Annotated in this window: 15 protein-coding genes; 8 read left to right on the top strand and 7 right to left on the bottom strand. The window is 71.5% G+C overall.

All coding sequences use genetic code 11. The features are described 5' to 3' along the window. Positions 1-41: 41 nt before the first annotated feature. Positions 42-1,508: an MFS transporter gene (locus IE311_RS03250; RefSeq protein ID WP_189829986.1), complete on the bottom strand. Its 1,467-nt coding sequence runs from the start codon at positions 1,506-1,508 to the stop codon at positions 42-44. 123 nt (positions 1,509-1,631) lie between these two features. Here IE311_RS03250 and IE311_RS03245 point away from each other — a divergent pair, with 123 nt between their 5' ends. Further along, positions 1,632-2,099 (top strand): MarR family winged helix-turn-helix transcriptional regulator, encoded by a 468-nt coding sequence (locus IE311_RS03245; RefSeq protein WP_189829985.1) that lies wholly within the window; start codon positions 1,632-1,634, stop codon positions 2,097-2,099. A gap of 7 nt (positions 2,100-2,106) precedes the next feature. Here the strand turns inward: IE311_RS03245 and IE311_RS03240 are convergent, their stop codons facing one another. Further along, positions 2,107-2,481: a YrdB family protein gene (locus IE311_RS03240; RefSeq protein ID WP_189829984.1), complete on the bottom strand. Its 375-nt coding sequence runs from the start codon at positions 2,479-2,481 to the stop codon at positions 2,107-2,109. A 224-nt stretch (positions 2,482-2,705) separates the two neighbouring features. Here IE311_RS03240 and IE311_RS03235 point away from each other — a divergent pair, with 224 nt between their 5' ends. After that, positions 2,706-5,717, top strand: coding sequence for a carbohydrate binding domain-containing protein (locus IE311_RS03235; RefSeq protein WP_189829983.1), 3,012 nt, complete (start codon positions 2,706-2,708; stop codon positions 5,715-5,717). A gap of 72 nt (positions 5,718-5,789) precedes the next feature. Here IE311_RS03235 and IE311_RS03230 read toward each other — a convergent pair whose 3' ends face one another. After that, positions 5,790-6,356, bottom strand: a complete 567-nt coding sequence (locus IE311_RS03230; protein WP_189829982.1) for a TetR/AcrR family transcriptional regulator — start codon at positions 6,354-6,356, stop codon at positions 5,790-5,792. 7 nt (positions 6,357-6,363) lie between these two features. Continuing rightward, positions 6,364-6,726, bottom strand: coding sequence for a DUF1304 domain-containing protein (locus IE311_RS03225; RefSeq protein WP_189830314.1), 363 nt, complete (start codon positions 6,724-6,726; stop codon positions 6,364-6,366). A 266-nt stretch (positions 6,727-6,992) separates the two neighbouring features. Between IE311_RS03225 and IE311_RS03220 the strand changes: the two genes are divergently transcribed. The 3 genes from IE311_RS03220 to IE311_RS03210 all read left to right on the top strand — a co-directional run bounded on the left by IE311_RS03220 (position 6,993) and on the right by IE311_RS03210 (position 11,581). Continuing rightward, positions 6,993-8,780, top strand: coding sequence for a S8 family peptidase (locus tag IE311_RS03220; protein WP_373313749.1), 1,788 nt, complete (start codon positions 6,993-6,995; stop codon positions 8,778-8,780). 206 nt (positions 8,781-8,986) lie between these two features. Then, complete coding sequence (locus IE311_RS03215; RefSeq protein WP_189829980.1) at positions 8,987-9,889, top strand: AurF N-oxygenase family protein; 903 nt, start codon at positions 8,987-8,989, stop codon at positions 9,887-9,889. A gap of 33 nt (positions 9,890-9,922) precedes the next feature. Beyond that, entirely contained in the window at positions 9,923-11,581 is a 1,659-nt protein-coding gene (locus IE311_RS03210) for an FAD-dependent oxidoreductase (protein ID WP_189829979.1), read from the top strand. A 66-nt stretch (positions 11,582-11,647) separates the two neighbouring features. Here IE311_RS03210 and IE311_RS03205 read toward each other — a convergent pair whose 3' ends face one another. Continuing rightward, positions 11,648-12,226 carry a Type-2Aa cytolytic delta-endotoxin gene (locus tag IE311_RS03205; RefSeq protein ID WP_189829978.1) on the bottom strand — a complete coding sequence of 193 codons (579 nt, stop codon included), beginning with the start codon at positions 12,224-12,226 and terminating at the stop codon, positions 11,648-11,650. A gap of 217 nt (positions 12,227-12,443) precedes the next feature. After that, positions 12,444-13,262: a LysR family substrate-binding domain-containing protein gene (locus IE311_RS03200; RefSeq protein WP_189829977.1), complete on the bottom strand. Its 819-nt coding sequence runs from the start codon at positions 13,260-13,262 to the stop codon at positions 12,444-12,446. Between the two features lie 64 nt (positions 13,263-13,326). Between IE311_RS03200 and IE311_RS03195 the strand changes: the two genes are divergently transcribed. After that, entirely contained in the window at positions 13,327-13,725 is a 399-nt protein-coding gene (locus IE311_RS03195; RefSeq protein WP_189829976.1) for a DUF5997 family protein, read from the top strand. A gap of 162 nt (positions 13,726-13,887) precedes the next feature. Beyond that, positions 13,888-14,829 carry a universal stress protein gene (locus tag IE311_RS03190; protein WP_189829975.1) on the top strand — a complete coding sequence of 314 codons (942 nt, stop codon included), beginning with the start codon at positions 13,888-13,890 and terminating at the stop codon, positions 14,827-14,829. 127 nt (positions 14,830-14,956) lie between these two features. Here IE311_RS03190 and IE311_RS03185 read toward each other — a convergent pair whose 3' ends face one another. Further along, entirely contained in the window at positions 14,957-15,634 is a 678-nt protein-coding gene (locus tag IE311_RS03185) for a formylglycine-generating enzyme family protein (protein WP_189829974.1), read from the bottom strand. A gap of 119 nt (positions 15,635-15,753) precedes the next feature. Between IE311_RS03185 and IE311_RS03180 the strand changes: the two genes are divergently transcribed. Continuing rightward, positions 15,754-16,551 (top strand): VOC family protein, encoded by a 798-nt coding sequence (locus IE311_RS03180; RefSeq protein ID WP_189829973.1) that lies wholly within the window; start codon positions 15,754-15,756, stop codon positions 16,549-16,551. Positions 16,552-16,607: the final 56 nt, after the last annotated feature.

The raw sequence follows: 16,607 nt of genomic DNA, 5'->3' as shown, positions 1-16,607 counted from the left end.
CCCGTGCTCGCTCCGCTCGGCGGTCGCAGAGCCGACGTCTGTCAGGCGGCGGCGCCGGACGCCTCGCGCGGTGCGGCCCCGGGCGCCGTGCCCGCCGCGTCGCCGGTGGGCACGGCGGCGGCCCGGCCGGGGATGAGGGCGGCGACCACGGCGGCGACCAGGCCGACCCCGCAGCCGATGACCATGGCGACGCGGAAGCCGCCCTCGGACGGCAGCGCGTGGCCGCCCAGGGTCGTGGTCATCTGGGCGAGGACGACTCCGATCACGGCGGCCGAGACGGAGGTGCCGATGGACCGCATCAGGGTGTTGAAGCTGTTGGCCGAGGCGGTCTCCTCCTGCGGTACCGCGCCCATGATGAGGGCCGGCATGGCGCCGTAGGCGAGTCCGACACCGGTGTTGCAGATGAGGGTCACGACGAGCAGGCCCCAGGTGGAGCCCATGAGGGCGAGCGAGGAGCCGTACCCGAGGGCGATGACCAGGGCGCCGACGGAGAGCGTGACCTTGGGACCGCGGGCGGCCGAGAGCTTGGCGCCGAGGGGGGCCAGGACCATCATCATCAGGCCCGCGGGGGCCATCCAGAGGCCCATGGCCATCATGGACTGGCCGAGTCCGTAGCCGGTGGCCTCGGGCAGCTGGAACAGCTGGGGGACCACCAGGGACTGCGCGTACATGGCGAATCCGACCAGGACCGACGCCAGGTTGGTCATCAGGACGACCGGGCGGGCGGTGACCCGCAGGTCGACGAGCGGGTCGTGGGTCCGCAGCTCCCACCGGCCCCAGGCGAGCAGGACGACGAGCGCGACGGCGAGGAGGCCGAGGGTGGTGGCGCTGCCCCAGCCCCAGGTGGCGCCCTTGGAGACGGCCAGCAGCAGGGCGACGAGCCCGGTGCCGAGGCCGAGTGCTCCCGGCAGGTCGAAGCGGCCGGGGGCGGCGGCGCGGTGCCCCGCGGGGGCGACCCGCCAGATCAGGAAGCCCACCACGAGGCTGAGTCCGGCGGCGACCCAGAAGAGGACGCGCCAGCTGGCGTTCTCGGCGACGGCGGCGGAGAAGGGCAGGCCGAGGGCGCCTCCGACGCCCATGGAGGCGCTCATCAGCGCGATGGAGCCGCCCAGCTTCTCGGGCGGGAGGATGTCGCGCAGCAGGCTGATGCCGAGGGGCACGACGCCCATGCCGAGGCCCTGGAGGCCGCGTCCGACGATCATCGGGACGACGGAGGAGGCGAGCGCGCAGACCACCGAGCCGGCGACGAGCGGGATCACGGAGACGAGGAGGACCCGTCGCTTGCCGAGGGTGTCGCCGAGCCGGCCGGCGACGGGGGTGGCGACGGCGCCCGCGAGCAGGGTGGCGGTGATCACCCAGGAGGCGTTGGACGCGGTGGTGTCGAGCAGCTTCGGGAGGTCGCCGATGAGCGGCACCACCAGGGTCTGCATGAGTGCGGCCACGATGCCCGCGAGCGCGAGGACGCCGACGACGCCTCCGGGTCGGGCGTCGGCCTTGGAGCCGTCCACGTGTTCTCCCTAGATCGTCCGTGGTGTCGTCCACCACGGGTCAATATGCATCATGCACACGAGTGGCCTCATACACAAACTATGCATGCTGCATATCCATCGGGAACGAGGGACAATGGCTCCATGGACAAGCCCGAGGACAAACCCCTCCACCTGGTCGAATTCGAGACCATGCTGCTCGGCCGGCACGCCCATCTGTACGCCCCCCGCTCCCGGGCCGCCGGCGGTCACCTCGACCGCAGCGCGTACGTCCTGCTGAGCCGCATCCGGATGCACGGGCCGATGTCCATCGGGCAGCTCAGCGAGGCCTTCGGGCTCGACGCCTCCACCCTCAACCGGCAGACCGCGGCGATGCTGCGCGCCGGGGTCGTGGAACGCATCTCCGACCCCGATGGCGGGATCGCCCGGAAGTTCCGCATCACCGAGGAGGGCGAGCGGCGCCTCGATGCCGACCGGACCTCGAACATCGAGGGCCTCGACCGGGTCATGGAGCACTGGTCACCCGAGGACGTGGCCCGCTTCGCGAGCTTCCTCGAACGCTTCAACCGGGACATCGAGCGCCTGGAGGGGCGCCCCTGGCCCCGCCCCTGAGGGGGCGTCACCCACGATTTCGGGCCGCCTCGCGAGCCCGCCGGTCCACCGTCGCCAGGGCGGTGTTGAACACGGCCACGACGGCGAGGACGACCGCCCCGCCGTGCCGCCCCAGCCCGTACAGCGCGACCGCCGCGGCACCGAACACCAGCGCCTTCACGGCCAGAACACCCACCAGGGGTAGGCGCACCCGGGCCTTCGGGGCGGCGAAGAGCCCCCACAGGACGATGGCCGACGCAGGTGCGGCGACGGCCAGGAGGAGGCGCGGAGCCCAGTCTTCCGCGCTCTCCCAGCCCCACCACCCGAGCAGGCCGAACGCCGCCAACTCCAGGATGAACGCCAGGCCTTCGTTGAGGACGTACAGAGGGGTGGGGAGCTTCATCCGATGTCTTCCTTCGCCGCCGGCGCGATCAACAGGGACGCTCACTTTTCCACACATGCGTACGTCCGCACTTCTGTCGAACCTCTTTACGCGGCAGTCCCGCGGCGATACGTTCCGGCCACGCAAGATGTTTCTGCAAGTTTCCGAGAGCGTTTCCAGAGGCTTCGATTCCCGTCCGGGGCAGAGGTCTGCCCGGTGACGCCTGGATCTGCCTGGAGATACGGATGACACGCACCCGCGGACTGACGCCCACTCAGAGACGGCTACCCCTGCGCCCGTTGGCCGCCCTGACGGTCGCCGCCGGCGTCCTCGGCCTGGTGACGGCCCCGTCCGGCGAGCCCGCCGCACCGCGCACCGCCCCGGTCGCGGCCGCCGCCGAGAACACGACGACGGTCTTCTACTGGACGAAGACGAAGAACTGGGCGCAGTACAAGCTCCATTGGGCGCCGGACGGCGGCGCCTGGACCGGCGTACCCGGCGTCACCATGGAGGCCGCCTGCACGGACTGGGTGAAGAAGACCGTCACCCTCGGCGCGGCCACGGGACTTCAGGCCACGTTCAACAACGGCAGCGGCACCTGGGACAACAACGGCGGCAAGAACTACGCCCTGGGGACCGGCGCCGTCACCGTCAAGGACGGGGTGATCGCCCACTCCGACCCCTGCGCCGGAACCGGACCCGAGCCGACCCCTGCACCGGGCGCCAAGGCCACCGTCTACTACTCGACCGAGGCCCTCGGCTGGTCGACGGCCAACATCCACTACCAGCCCGCGGGTGGCGCCTGGACCACGGTCCCCGGCGTCGGCATGCAGGCCGCCTGCGCCGGCTGGTGGAAGCGGGAGATCGACCTCGGAACGGCCGGCTCCCTCAAGGCCGCCTTCAACAACGGCAACGGCACCTGGGACAACAACGGCGGCGCCGACTACACCGTCGGCACCGGTGTCAGCACCGTACGGAACAACGCGGTGACGGCGAACGCGGCCGACCCCTGCGCCGCCGAGGTGCCCGACACCGAGGCCCCGACCGCCCCCACGAAGGTCAGCGCCGCCGCCGACGGCGTCTCCGTGCTGCTCACCTGGGACCCCGCCACCGACAACAAGGGCGTGACGAAGTACCAGGTCACCCGGGTCGGCAGCAGCGCCGGGACGGTCGTGACCGATGTCGGTTCCACCGTGTTCTCCGACACGGGTCTCGCCGAGCGGACCGCGTACACCTACACGGTCAGGGCCGTCGACGCCGCGGGCAACGTCTCCCCCGCCTCGGCGTCCGCGACCGCCACCACCGGGGACAGGCCGGCGAACCCCGGCACCGGGAAGCCGCTCGGCACCGACCCGCGCAAGGACCCGATCTACTTCGTCCTCACCGCCCGCTTCTACGACGGTGACGCGTCGAACAACCGCGGTGGCAGCCAGCACACCAAGTCCGGCAACGCGGCCAACGACGACCCCATGTTCCGGGGCGACTTCAAGGGCCTCGTCCAGAAGCTGGACTACGTCAAGGGCCTCGGGTTCTCGGCGATATGGGTGACCCCGGTGGTCCTCAACCGGTCCGACTACGACTACCACGGGTACCACGGCTACGACTTCTACAAGGTCGACCCCCGCCTGGAGTCGGCCGGCGCCTCCTACCAGGACCTGATCGACGCCGCCCACGCCAAGGGCATGAAGATCTACCAGGACGTCGTCTACAACCACTCCTCGCGCTGGGGCGCCAAGGGCCTGTTCACCCCCACCGTGTACGGGGTGCGGGACAGCCAGTGGAGCTGGTACTACGACGAGAAGCAGCCCGGTTTCGAGTACGACGGCCTGACGATCGACGCGAAGACCGGCAAGTCGTACTACAACGGCGACCTGTGGACGACGGCCGAGCCGACCGGCAACACCTGTCTCAACTGGGGCAAGCCCACCGGCGGCAAGAGCGCCGAGGGCTACACCGTCTACAACTGCCAGTGGCCGAGCCCGACGTCCGGGATGTTCCCGAAGGCGCTCTTCCACCAGTGCTGGATCGGCAACTGGGAGGGCGAGGACTCCCGTTCGTGCTGGCTGCACGAGGACCTCGCCGACTTCAACACCGAGAACCCGACCGTCCAGAACTATCTGATCGGCGCCTACAACAAGTACATCGACATGGGCGTCGACGGCTTCCGCGTCGACACCGCCGTGCACATCCCGCGCACCACCTGGAACCGCCGCTTCCTGCCCGCCATCCAGGAACGGGTGACGCAGAGCCACGGCGTCGAGGCCGCGAAGAACTTCTTCGTCTTCGGCGAGGTCGCCGCCTTCGTGAACGACAAGTGGAACCGCGGCTCGGTGAACCACTCGGCGCAGTTCTTCACGTGGAAGGAGCGCAAGGAGTACGACGCCGACGACGCCAGGGCCGCTCTGGAGATGTACGACTACGAGCAGCAGCAGGGCACCGGCAGTCAGCCCACCTCCACCAACGCCTTCCTGTCCGGGAACAGCTACCACACCCCCGACCACAGCCGCTTCTCGGGCATGAACGTCATCGACATGCGCATGCACATGAACTTCGGTGACGCGTCGAACGCCTTCCACAACGGCAAGGACTCGGACGACAGTTACAACGACGCCACGTACAACGTCGTCTACGTCGACAGCCACGACTACGGCCCCAACAAGTCGAGCGAGCGGTACGCGGGCGGCACCGACGCCTGGGCGGAGAACATGTCCCTGATGTGGACCTTCCGCGGCATCCCGACGCTGTACTACGGCTCCGAGATCGAGTTCCGGAAGGGGCAGAAGATCGACTGCGGTCCCTCCTGCCCGCTGGCCACGACCGGCCGCGCGTACTTCGGCGACCATGTCGCCGGCTCCGTCACGGCCTCCGACTTCTCCCAGGTCTCCGCGGCCTCGGGAGCGGTCGCCACCACGCTCGCCCAGCCCCTGGTGAAGCACGTCCAGCGGCTCAACCAGATCCGCCGGGCGATCCCCGCGCTCCAGATGGGGCAGTACTCCACGGAGGGCATCTCCGGCGACATGGCGTTCAAGCGCCGCTACACCAGCGGCGGGACGGACAGCTTCGCGCTCGTCACGGTCTCGGGCGGCGCGACCTACACGGGCATCCCCAACGGCACGTACACCGACGCCGTCACCGGTGACGTGAGGGCCGTCACCAACGGCACGCTCACGGTCGGCGCCCCCGGCAAGGGCAACCTGCGGGTGTACGTCCTGAACGGCCCCGGCAGGATCGGCGCGGCGGGCCCGTACCTGAAGTAGCCGACGCGCGCGCCACCGGAAGGGGGCGGGAGGCCCACCCTCCCGCCCCCTTTCCCGGGCGCCGGGGTCCGATCACTTCAGCGGCGTGCGGTGCAGGGTGACGAGGAGGCGCCAGATCTGGTGGGCGATCCGGTCGGAGTCGCCCTCCACGAGGCCGTGCAGCCAGTCGGCGAGCACCCCGGCGAAGGTCGCGGCCACGGCCGAGGCGATCAGTTCCGGTTCGGGGGCGCCGGCCAGGCTGCGTTCGTGGAAGCTGCGGGCCCGCAGGTCCTCGTGGAGGACCAGGCCGAGCGGTCCGCCGCCGCCCGGGCGCAGCAGCGCGCGGTAGAGGCCCGCGTGCGGGGCGAGTTCGGCGAGGAATTCGAGGAGCGCGGGCGGCGGGGACGCCGGGTCGGGGATGCCGCGCCAGGCGTGCAGGGCGTCCACCGCGTCGCGGACGACGTCGGCGCAGGCGTCGACGGCGAGCGCCTCCAGGTCGCCGTAGTGGACGTAGAAGGTGGCCCGGCCGACGCCGGCCCGTCGTACGAGCGTGGCGATGGTGACATCGGCCAGCGGACGTTCGGCGCACTCGTCGAAGAGGGCCCGGCGCAGCTTGGCCCGGGTCCTGGCCGCCCGGGGGTCTCCCGGTTCCGGGGTCACGGCCGGGTCACCGGCTCAGCAGGACGGCGCCGAGGGCGAGCGCTCCCGGGAGTGCCTGGGCGACGAGGATGCGACGGTTGGCGGTGAAGCCGCCGTAGAGACCGGCGATGACGACGCAGCCGAGGAAGAAGACCTGGACCCGGAAGCCGGTCGGGTCGTCGGCGATCAGGCCCCAGACGAGTCCGGCGGCGAGGAAGCCGTTGTAGAGGCCCTGGTTCGCGGCGAGCGGGGCGGTGGCGCGAGCCATGTCGGCGTCGAAGCCGGACAGTCCGCGCCCCGGCTTCTTCTGCCACAGGAACATCTCCAGAACCAGGATGTACACGTGCAGGGCGGCCACCAGGCCCACCAGCACGTTCGCCGTCGTCTCCACCGTCGTCTCCTCCGCGTTCGGTCGCATCCAGATTTCCTGGACAGGTGTCCAATATACATGGACGACCGTCCAGGAAGTCGGCACAATCGGTCAACAGTGCGTAACGCGAACGGGCTTCTCGGACAGAATGCTTCCTTCCGCCTCACGAGTCTGGGATCTTGCGTCCACCCCACACATCACAGGGCCCGGCGGGCGCCACCCGCGCCACCGGGTCATCGGAGGACGCATTGTTTTCCCTCATATCCAGCCGGTTGAGAACGTCGGCCATAGCCGTCGCGGCGCTCGGAACGACCGTGGCGCTCGCCGCTCCCGCGGGATTCGCCCAAGCAGCACCGACCGACACGGAGCCCGTCGCGGCCCGTTCGGCGGGGGCGACCCAGACCACCACCTCCACGAAGGCGGCGGCCGCTCCGGCCGCCTGGGCCGCGGGCACCCGCGCGTACCTGGTGATCACGGCTCCCGGCGGCACCTCCGCGGTCAGCGGCGCCGTGGCGAGCAGCGGCGGTTCGGCCTTCGCGACCTACGACGCGATCGGCGTGATCGTGGCGCACTCGACGTCCTCGTCGTTCGCCACCTCGATGCGCGCGGTCGGCGGCGTCCAGCAGGTCGGGGCGACCCGTACCTCGGACGTTCCCGCCGACGCGTACAACCCGGCGCTCCCGGCCAACCCCGCGCAGTCGACGACCACGCTCACGGAGTCGAACCGCTGGGACATGACGCAGATCAAGGCCGAGCAGGCCTGGGCGGTCACCACCGGTTCGGCGACGGTGAAGGTCGGTGTCCTCGACACCGGCGTCGACGACCAGCACCAGGACATCGCGCCCAACTTCAACGCCGCCGACTCGGCCTCCTGCGCCTACGGCAAGGTGGACACGCGCGCGGGTGCCTGGCGTGACGTCGGCACCCACGGCACGCATGTCGCGGGCACGATCGCGGCCGCCAAGAACGGCAAGGGCGTCATCGGCGTCGCGCCGGGCGTGAAGATCTCCTCCGTCCGCATCGCGGAGCCGACGAGCAGCCTGTTCTTCGCGGAGAACACGATCTGCGGCTTCATGTGGGCCGGCGACCACGGCTTCAAGGTCACCAACAACAGCTACTACACGGATCCGTGGCAGTTCAACTGCCCCGACAACGTGGACCAGGCCGCCATCATCGAGGGTGTCCGCCGGGCTCAGGTGTACGCCGAGGGCAAGGGTTCCCTCCAGGTGGCCGCCGCCGGCAACTCCAACTACGACCTGGCGAACAAGACGACCGACTCCGAGAGCCCGAACGACTCGACGCCGGTCACCCGCACGATCACCAACGCGTGCATCGACATCCCGACCGAGCTGCCGGGCGTCGTGACCGTCGCCGCGCAGGGCAACGGCGGCGCGAAGGCCTCGTACTCGAACTTCGGCAACGGGGTCGTCGACATCGCGGCCCCGGGCGGCGACGGCGCCTCGGGTGTCTACTCGACGCTCCCGGGCGGCAAGTACGGCAACATGAACGGCACCTCGATGGCCTCCCCGCACGTGGCGGGCGTCGCGGCGCTGATCGCGAGCGTGAACCCGACGTTCACCCCGGCGCAGATCCGTGACCAGCTGGGCGTCCAGGCGACCGACCGCGCGTGCCCCTCGGACACCCGCTGCAAGGGCACCACGACGAAGAACGGCTTCTTCGGCGAGGGTGCGGTCGACGCGCTCAAGGCGGTCGGCGGCAGCACCCCGCCGCCCGGCGCGTACTTCGAGAACCTCGCCGATGTCACCATCGCCGACAACGCCACGGTCGAGAGCTCGATCACGGTCGGCGGCGTGACGGGCAACGCGCCGGCCACGCTCAAGGTGGGCGTGGACATCAAGCACACCTACATCGGCGACCTGAAGGTCGATCTGGTGGCCCCGGACGGCACCGTGTACACGGTGCACAACCGGACCGGCAGCGGTACGGACAACATCGTCCAGACCTTCACGGTCAACGCCTCCTCGGAGGTCGCGAACGGTGTCTGGAAGCTTCGCGTGAACGACAACGCGAGCCAGGACACGGGCAAGATCGACGCCTGGAACCTGACCTTCTGACGCCACCGGCACGCCGGCGCGCGACCCCTTGACGGGGCCGGAACCCACCCGGGTTCCGGCCCCGTTCGCGTTCCCGCGGGAAAAAGTCCGTACCGGGGGGTAGGCCTGCCGGGAGCCCTTGCTATACGTTCCGTCTAACAAGCTTGCTAGACGCGAAGTCTAATAAGTGTCCGAACCGCCGATCGCGCGATCCAAGGAGCCGCACCATGGCAAGCAGCACCGTTCGCCCGGAGCCCGATGAGCAGGACGTCGCCGAACGGCTGCTCCGGTCGGCCGCGAAGCTGTCGTACGACCCCGCCGCCGACGTCGACTGGGACACCCCCCTCGACAAGGACTTCCACGGGCAGAGCCCCGAGTGGAACTCCCTCTACGGCACGGCGTACTGGCGCGAGATGACGGAGGAACAGCAGAAGGAGCTGACCCGTCAGGAGACCGCCTCGGTGGCCAGCACCGGCATCTGGTTCGAGATGATCCTCCAGCAGATGGTCCTCCGCGACATCTACCGCATGGACCACACCGACCCCCGGTTCCAGTGGGCCCTCACCGAGATCGCCGACGAGTGCCGGCACTCGATCATGTTCGCCCGCGGCTCCCAGAAGCTCGGCGCGCCCTCGTACCGCCCCAAGCGCGCCGTGCTGGAGCTCGGACGCTTCATGAAGACCGTGGGCTTCGGCGAAGCCGCGTACGCCGGCATCCTCGTCGCCGAGGAGGTCCTCGACGTCATGCAGCGCGACTGGATGCGCGACGAGCGCGTGGTGCCCTTCGTCCGCACCATCAGCAACATCCATGTCGTCGAGGAATCCCGGCACATGAAGTTCGCCCGGGACGAGACGCGCCGTCACCTCGCGCGCGCGGGCCGGACCCGCCGCCACTTCCAGGCCCTGGTGGTCGCCATCGCCGCGTACTACATCATCACCAGCCTGGTGAACCCGGAGGTGTACGTGCGGGCCGGACTCGACCCCGAGCGGGCCCGCCGCGAGGCGGCCGCCAACGAGCACTACAAGGCGCAGCTGCGCGCCAGTTGCTCCGGGCTCATGGAGTTCCTGGCCGACGTCGGGATGCTGACCCGGCCCGCGCTCTTCTTCTACCAGCGCGCCCACCTCGTCTGACCCCTCCGAGCCGAGCAGAGCAGAGCCGACGCCATGACCTACGCGATCACCCAGACCTGCTGCAGCGACGCGACCTGTGTCGCCGTCTGTCCCGTCAACTGCATCCATCCGACGCCCGAGGAGCCCGACTTCGGCAGCACGGACATGCTGTACGTCGATCCCCGGGCCTGCATCGACTGCGGTGCCTGCGCCGACGCCTGCCCCGTCGACGCGATCTTCCCCGTGGACCGGCTCACCGCGGGGCTGCGGGAGTACGAGGCGATCAACGCGGAGTACTACGCGGACCGCGCCCCCGCCCCGGCCGTCGCCTCACCCAACTTCCACACCTGGGGCGCGCCCGTCTTCGCCCGCTCGCTGCCCTCCGACTTCGCCCCGCTGCGGATCGCGGTCGTCGGCACCGGCCCCGCGGGCATGTACGCCGCCGAGGACCTGCTCCTGCACACCAACGCCGAGGTCACCCTCGTCGACCGGCTGCCGGTGGCCGGCGGGCTCCTGCGGTACGGAGTGGCGCCCGACCACCCGTCGACCAAGGGCGTCGGGGAGACCTTCGCCCGCTTCCACAGCCACCCCCGGGTCCGGATGCGGCTGGGCGTGAGCGTCGGCGAGGACGTCACCGTCGAGGAACTCGCGGCCCACCACGACGCGGTGATCTACGCGGTCGGCGCGCCCGCCGACCGGCGGCTCGGCATCCCCGGCGAGGACCTGCCGGGCAGCGTCTCGGCCACCTCCGTCGTCTCCTGGTACAACGCGCATCCGGAGACCGGGGCGGACGCCGTCCGGCTCGCCGCGGAACGGGTCGTCGTCGTCGGCAACGGCAACGTCGCGCTCGACGTCGCCCGAGTCCTCGTGATGGACCCCGACGACCTCGCCGGTACGGACATCGCCGACCACGCCCTCGCGGTCCTACGCGGACGCCGGGTGCGCGAAGTGGTGCTGCTCGGCCGTCGCGGACCCGAGCACGCGGCGTACACGAGTTCCGAACTGCTGGCCCTCAAGCACCTGCCGGGCGTCGACCTGGTCGTCGACGACCGGGACCCGCGGACCGGCGCGGCCGTCGACGCGGCGGGAGCGGGCGAGAAGGCGGCGCTGCTGCGGGACGTGGCCCGGGAGACGGTGGACTGGACGCGGGCACCCGCGCCGGACCGGCGCCGGATCGTGCTGCGCTTCCACTCGGCCCCGGTCGAGGCGCTCGGCACCGACGCCGTACGGGCGGTCCGGGTGACGGAGGACGGGGCGCCGTCCGGTGCCGAGATCGGGGCGGGGCTCCTGGTCCGGGCGATCGGCTACCGGGGGGTCCCGCTGGCGGGGCTGCCGTTCGACGAGACCACCGGCACCGTGCCGCACGAGGCGGGGCGGGTGACGGGGCTGCGGGGCGGCTATGTCGTGGGCTGGATCAAGCGCGGGCCCTCGGGTGGCATCGGGGCCAACCGGGCCTGCGCGGAGGAGACCGTCGGGACGCTGCTGGCGGACGCGGTCGCCGGGACGCTGCCGACGCCGACGGGCACGGCCCTGGACTTCCGGCGGCTGGCGCGGAGCCGCAGCGGGCATCTCGTCGACGCGCGCGGTCTCGCGGCCATCGACCGGACGGAACGGGCCAGGGGGCAGGCCGCGGGGCGTCCCCGGGTCAAGCTGGCGACGGTGCCGGAGCTCGTGGCGGCGGCGCGCGCCGGACGGCGGCGCCCGAAGCTCTGAGGGGAGGCACGGAGTCAGGGTTCCGGCCCGGGACGGCGGGCCGGCGGACTCGTACGACGGGGGACGTCAGGCCGCGAGACCCAGGGCCTGGCGGACCACGATCGCGTTGAGCCGCACCGCGAACGGCACCACGTCCGTCAGCTCCAGCGCGACGGTCTCCGCCTTCGGGAGCTCGACCGTCACGTCGACACAGAAGGCCAGGGCGTACATGTGCTCCCCGGTCTCCTCGTCCTGGAGGGCGAAGAAGAGGTCCCGGTAGAACCGGGTCCGCTCCCCGGTCTCCTCGTAGAAGGAGAGACCGGGCTGTCCCTCCTGCCCGGCGAGCCCGGTGAAGGCCCGGACGAGCTCCCGCTCCACGGTGGCCCAGAAACCGGCCTCCGAGCACTCCGGCGGGAGCGCCTGCCGGACGGCCTCCTTGAGGGAGAGCACCATGACCAGGACGGGGGCGTACTCCTGGAGCCCCCAGCCCCGCACCATCTTCACCACGGTGCTGTCCGGAACGGCCGCCGCGGCCTCCCGAATCGCCTCGAAGTCGAAGTTGACGGTCGCCGGGGCGATCGCCTCCTGGAACATCCGGTCGATGGACCGGGCCTGCGCGAGATGGTCGGGTCCCACCTCGACGACGGTCCTGAAACTGGCGGCCAAAGCTCCTCCTGCGTGATCTCGATGATCAGGAGGGGTCAGTATGCCGAGCGCCCGCCCACCGGAGTGAGCGGCGTCCGCCGTACGGACGGGTGCGGGTACGCGCCGGAGGACGGGGCCGCTGCGTGCCGGCGGACGAGAGCCGGTGCGTGCCGGCGGACGGGGCCCGGGTACGCCCCGGAGGCGTGGAGCCCGGTGGGTGCCGGCGGCCGGGAGCCGCTCAGCTCCTCTTGCGGGGCTTTCCGCCCGTGCGGCCCCGGCCGGAGCCCCCGGCGCCGCCGGTCTTGCGGGCCGTGGGCTTGCCCGTCGTGCGGGAGCCGGCGGCCGGCTTCCCCGACCTGGCGGGCTTGGCGGGCTTCCGCTCCTTCTGGTCCCTCGGCTGCTTCTGACCCTTCTGGGCCTCGGCGCGACGGCCCCGGGTGCTGTTCACCGTACGGCCCCGCACGATCCCGATGAACTCCTCCACCAGGTCCGGCGCCTCGTCGGCCGCCTGCCACGACAGGGCCACCCGCGACTGCGGAACCCCGGTCAGCGTCCGGTAGGTGAGGTCCTTGCGGTGGTGGAGCCGGGCGAGGGACTGGGGGACGGCGAGCAGACCGACGCCCGCCGCGACCAGCTCGATCGCGTCGGCGGTCGTCGCGGGCCGCTCGTTCGCCGGTCGCCCCGGCGGCCGCTCCTCCCAGCCGAGGGTGTCGTCGAGGGGATGCAGGACGAGCTCCTCGGCGAGGTCCTCGGCCGACACCTCCTCGGCCGCGGCCAGCAGGTGGTCCTTGGGAATGACGACGACGGTCGTCTCCGTGTAGAGCGGAATGGCGCTGAGGTCGTCCCGGTCCACGGGCAGCCGGACCAGACCGGCGTCGGCCGTGCCCTCCCTGAGAGCGCCGAAGGCCTCGGCGGGGGTCACCGCGAGAAGGCTGAGGGGCACGTCGGGCAGACGTTCGTTCCAGACCCGCACCCACTTCGAGGGCGTCACTCCGGGGACGTACGCGAGCCGGAACGAAGGGGAGGAATGCGAGGGGGAAGTGTCCGAGCCTGTCACCCCGCCAGGTTACCGGTAGCTGCCGTGGTCGGAACTCGCCCGCACGCTCGATACCCTTGACACCATGACGTCGCACCAGAACACCCAGACGATGAAGCCCGCCACCGCGGCGAAGAAGCTGGGTGTGTACCTCGAGGCCACCCCCGCAGACTTCCAGGAGGGTGTCGTCTCGCGCGCCGAGCTGAACGAGCTCCAGGCCAACCCGCCGGCCTGGCTCCAGGAGCTCCGCAAGAACGGTCCGCACCCCCGCCCGGTGGTCGCGCAGCGCCTCGGCATCTCCATCGCCGGCCTCGCGCGCGGTGGCATCACCGACCCGCTCACCACCGAGCAGATCGAGGAGCTCCGGCAGGAGCTCCCTGAGTGGCTGCAGAAGGAGCGCGCCACCCAGGCCGAGGTCCGCAAGGAGACGGTCCGCATCAAGGAGCGCGACGCGGAGCGCGCCCGTCGCGACCAGAACGCCTGATCGCTTCCCCACCGGTCCCCCGATCAGTTCCCTGGTCGGGGGACCGGTCGTTTCCCACCGGACCGGTCCCGGCGGCTTCCCGGCGGACCGGTCCGGTGTCGTCTCCCCGCGGCCCGGCGCCGTCCGGTGTGGCGCGGGACCCGACGCGGGAGTGATTCCCCCATGAGTGACACGAGCACCGCGCCCGAGCCGCCGGTCGTCGTCGGCGTGGACGGATCCGAGAACAGTCTGCGGGCCCTGGAATGGGCGCTCGGCGCCGCCGAGCGCCTGGGATCGCCGCTGGTCGTGGCCCATGTGCGCTCCGACGCCCTCCAGCTCGGCGCCGCCCGGATCGCCTCCCTGGGCCCGTCCCCGGAGCTCCCCGACACGGTCGTGGAGGGCGTACGGAACGTGGTCGAGAGGGGCGGGCACCGGATTCCGGTGCGGTACGAGTCGCTGGACGGCTCCGTGACCGACGCGCTGCCCGCGGCGGCCCGCGGGGCACGGATCCTGGTGACCGGCTCCCGTGGGCACGGCGGCTACGCGAGTCTGCTGCTCGGCTCGACCAGCCGCACGCTCGCCGGGACCGCGCCCTGCCCCCTGGTCGTCGTCCCGCACGAGGCGCGCGCGGTCGTCCTGGAGGGCGGGGCGGAGGCGGGCCGGGTACTGCTCGGCCTGCACACGGAGGAGACTCCGGACGAGGTGGTGGACTTCGCCTTCGAGGCGGCGCACCACCGGGGCGTCGCACTGGAGGCCGTGACGGCGTTCCGGCTGCCTCCCCAGCCGAGTGCCGTGGCCGTCGCCCCGGCCCCGGCGCTCCAGGTGCCTCCGCCGCTGCCCCTCGCGAACGAGGCGGAGGATCTCGTACGGGAGGTGAGGCGGCGGCAGGAGGAGCGGCTGCGGCCGTTCGCCGCGCGCCGGCCGGGGGTCCGGCTCGTTCCGACGGTGGTGCCGTCGGACGCCGCGGGGCTGCTGGTCGAGGGGTCGAGGGACGCCGGTCTGCTGGTCGTCGGCCGTCACCACCGGCATCGCCTCGGATCGCTGCTCGTCGGCTCGGTCGCCCACGCGGTCCTGCACCACGCGCACTGTCCCGTCGCCGTGGTGCCCCCCGTGCCCCGGCCGTGAGCGGGCCCGGACCCGGTGGTCCCCCGGCCGTGAGCGGGCCCGATCCTCGACGGACCCGGCGGTCCCCCGGTGGTCCCCCGGCCGTCCCCGCGGGATCGGCGCCGGTACGCGGGCCGTGGCACCGTCCTCAGCCCGGGAGGGTGCGGGCGAGGCGGAAGCCCACGTCGTCGATGCGGAGGGTGGGGTGGCTGCGGCGGCGGACCGAGGCGCGGCAGCTCCAGTGCTCGTCGAACCAGCCTCCGCCGCGCAGCACCCGGTAGCTGCCGTAGACCTCGGCGTCGTACACGTCCCAGCACCACTCCCAGACGTTGCCCAGCATGTCGTGGAGTCCCCAGTCGTTGGGTCGCCGGCCGGCGACCTCGTGGAGGCGTTCGCCGGAGTTGCCGCGGTGCCAGGCGATCTCGTCGAGCGGGCCGTAGCGCGCCTCCGTGGTGCCGGCGCGGCAGGCGTGCTCCCACTCGGCCTCGGTGGGAAGCCGGTATCCGTCGGCCGTCCTGTCCCACTCGGGCCCGTCGGACTCGTCCGCCGGGACGCGGTAGGCGGGGCGGAGCCCTTCGCGGGCCGAGAGGGCGTTGCAGAACCGGACCGCTTCGTCCCAGGACACCCCCTCCACCGGGAGCCGGTCACCGTGTGCGGTGCCCGGTCGCCCGCCGGTGACCGACTCGTACAGGTCCTGGGTCACGGGAACCGCGCCCATGGCACAGGGGCCGACCTCGACCGTCCAGCTTCGCTCCGTGCGCCGGTCCGACAGCGTGACCGTCCCGGCGGAGATCTCGATCATCGTGGTGCCCCCCTGTGTCCTCATGGCCTCGATGTTCTCAGCATTCGGGTCCCGTCACGCCGCGTCACCGAGCGGGCGGGCACGAGCGTGACTAGCGTGGCCCACAGGAACACGTCGTCGAATCGGAAGTGGGAGTCATCGTCATGGCTGCATCACCTGAAGGCACGCCTGTCTGGGCCGACGCGATGTTCAGCGACTTCGAGGGCGCCAAGACGTTCTACGGTGACGTCCTGGGCTGGACCTTCGGAGAGTCCTCCACGGAGTTCGGCAACTACACCCAGGCGTACAAGAACGGGAAGGCCGTCGCGGCCATCGTCCCGCCCATGCCCGGGCAGGACGCCGACCCGAAGTCGACCTGGTGTCTGTACTTCTCCTCGCCCGACGTCGCCGCCACGGCCGAGAAGATCCGCGACGCGGGCGGCACCGTGGTGATGGAGCCGATGCAGGTCGGCGACTTCGGGTCGATGTGCATCGCACAGGACCCGACGGGCGCCACGTTCGGCATCTGGCAGCCGGGACAGCACAAGGGCTTCGAGCTGGAGGGTGAGAGCGGCTCGTACGTCTGGGCCGAGGTCTTCACCCGGGAGCCGGCGAAGGCCGACCCGTTCTACACCACCGTCTTCGGCTACAACTCGAAGAAGATGCAGGACGAGGACATGGACTACCGGGTCTTCGACCTCGGCGCCGACCCGGTGCTCGGACGCATGGTGATGACGGCGGAGGACTTCCCGCCGGAGATTCCCTCCTACATCCAGCTGTACTTCGCCGTCGACAACTGCGACAAGGCCGTCGAGGCGGCCGAACGCCTCGACGGCCGGAAGGTGTTCGGGCCGATGGACAGCCCGTTCGGCCGCTTCGCGGTGATCCTGGACCCGCAGGGTGCCGCGTTCGCCGTGATCGACGTCCGCACCACCGTCGGGGAGATTCCCGAGATGGTCTGACCGGTCGGAGACACCGCGAGCCGCCCCGGGACCTCGGTCCCGGGGCGGCCGTGTGC

The sequence above is a fragment of the Streptomyces zaomyceticus genome (assembly GCF_014656215.1).
Lineage (GTDB): Bacteria > Actinomycetota > Actinomycetes > Streptomycetales > Streptomycetaceae > Streptomyces > Streptomyces zaomyceticus.
This window is presented reverse-complemented; position numbering and strand designations above follow the sequence as displayed.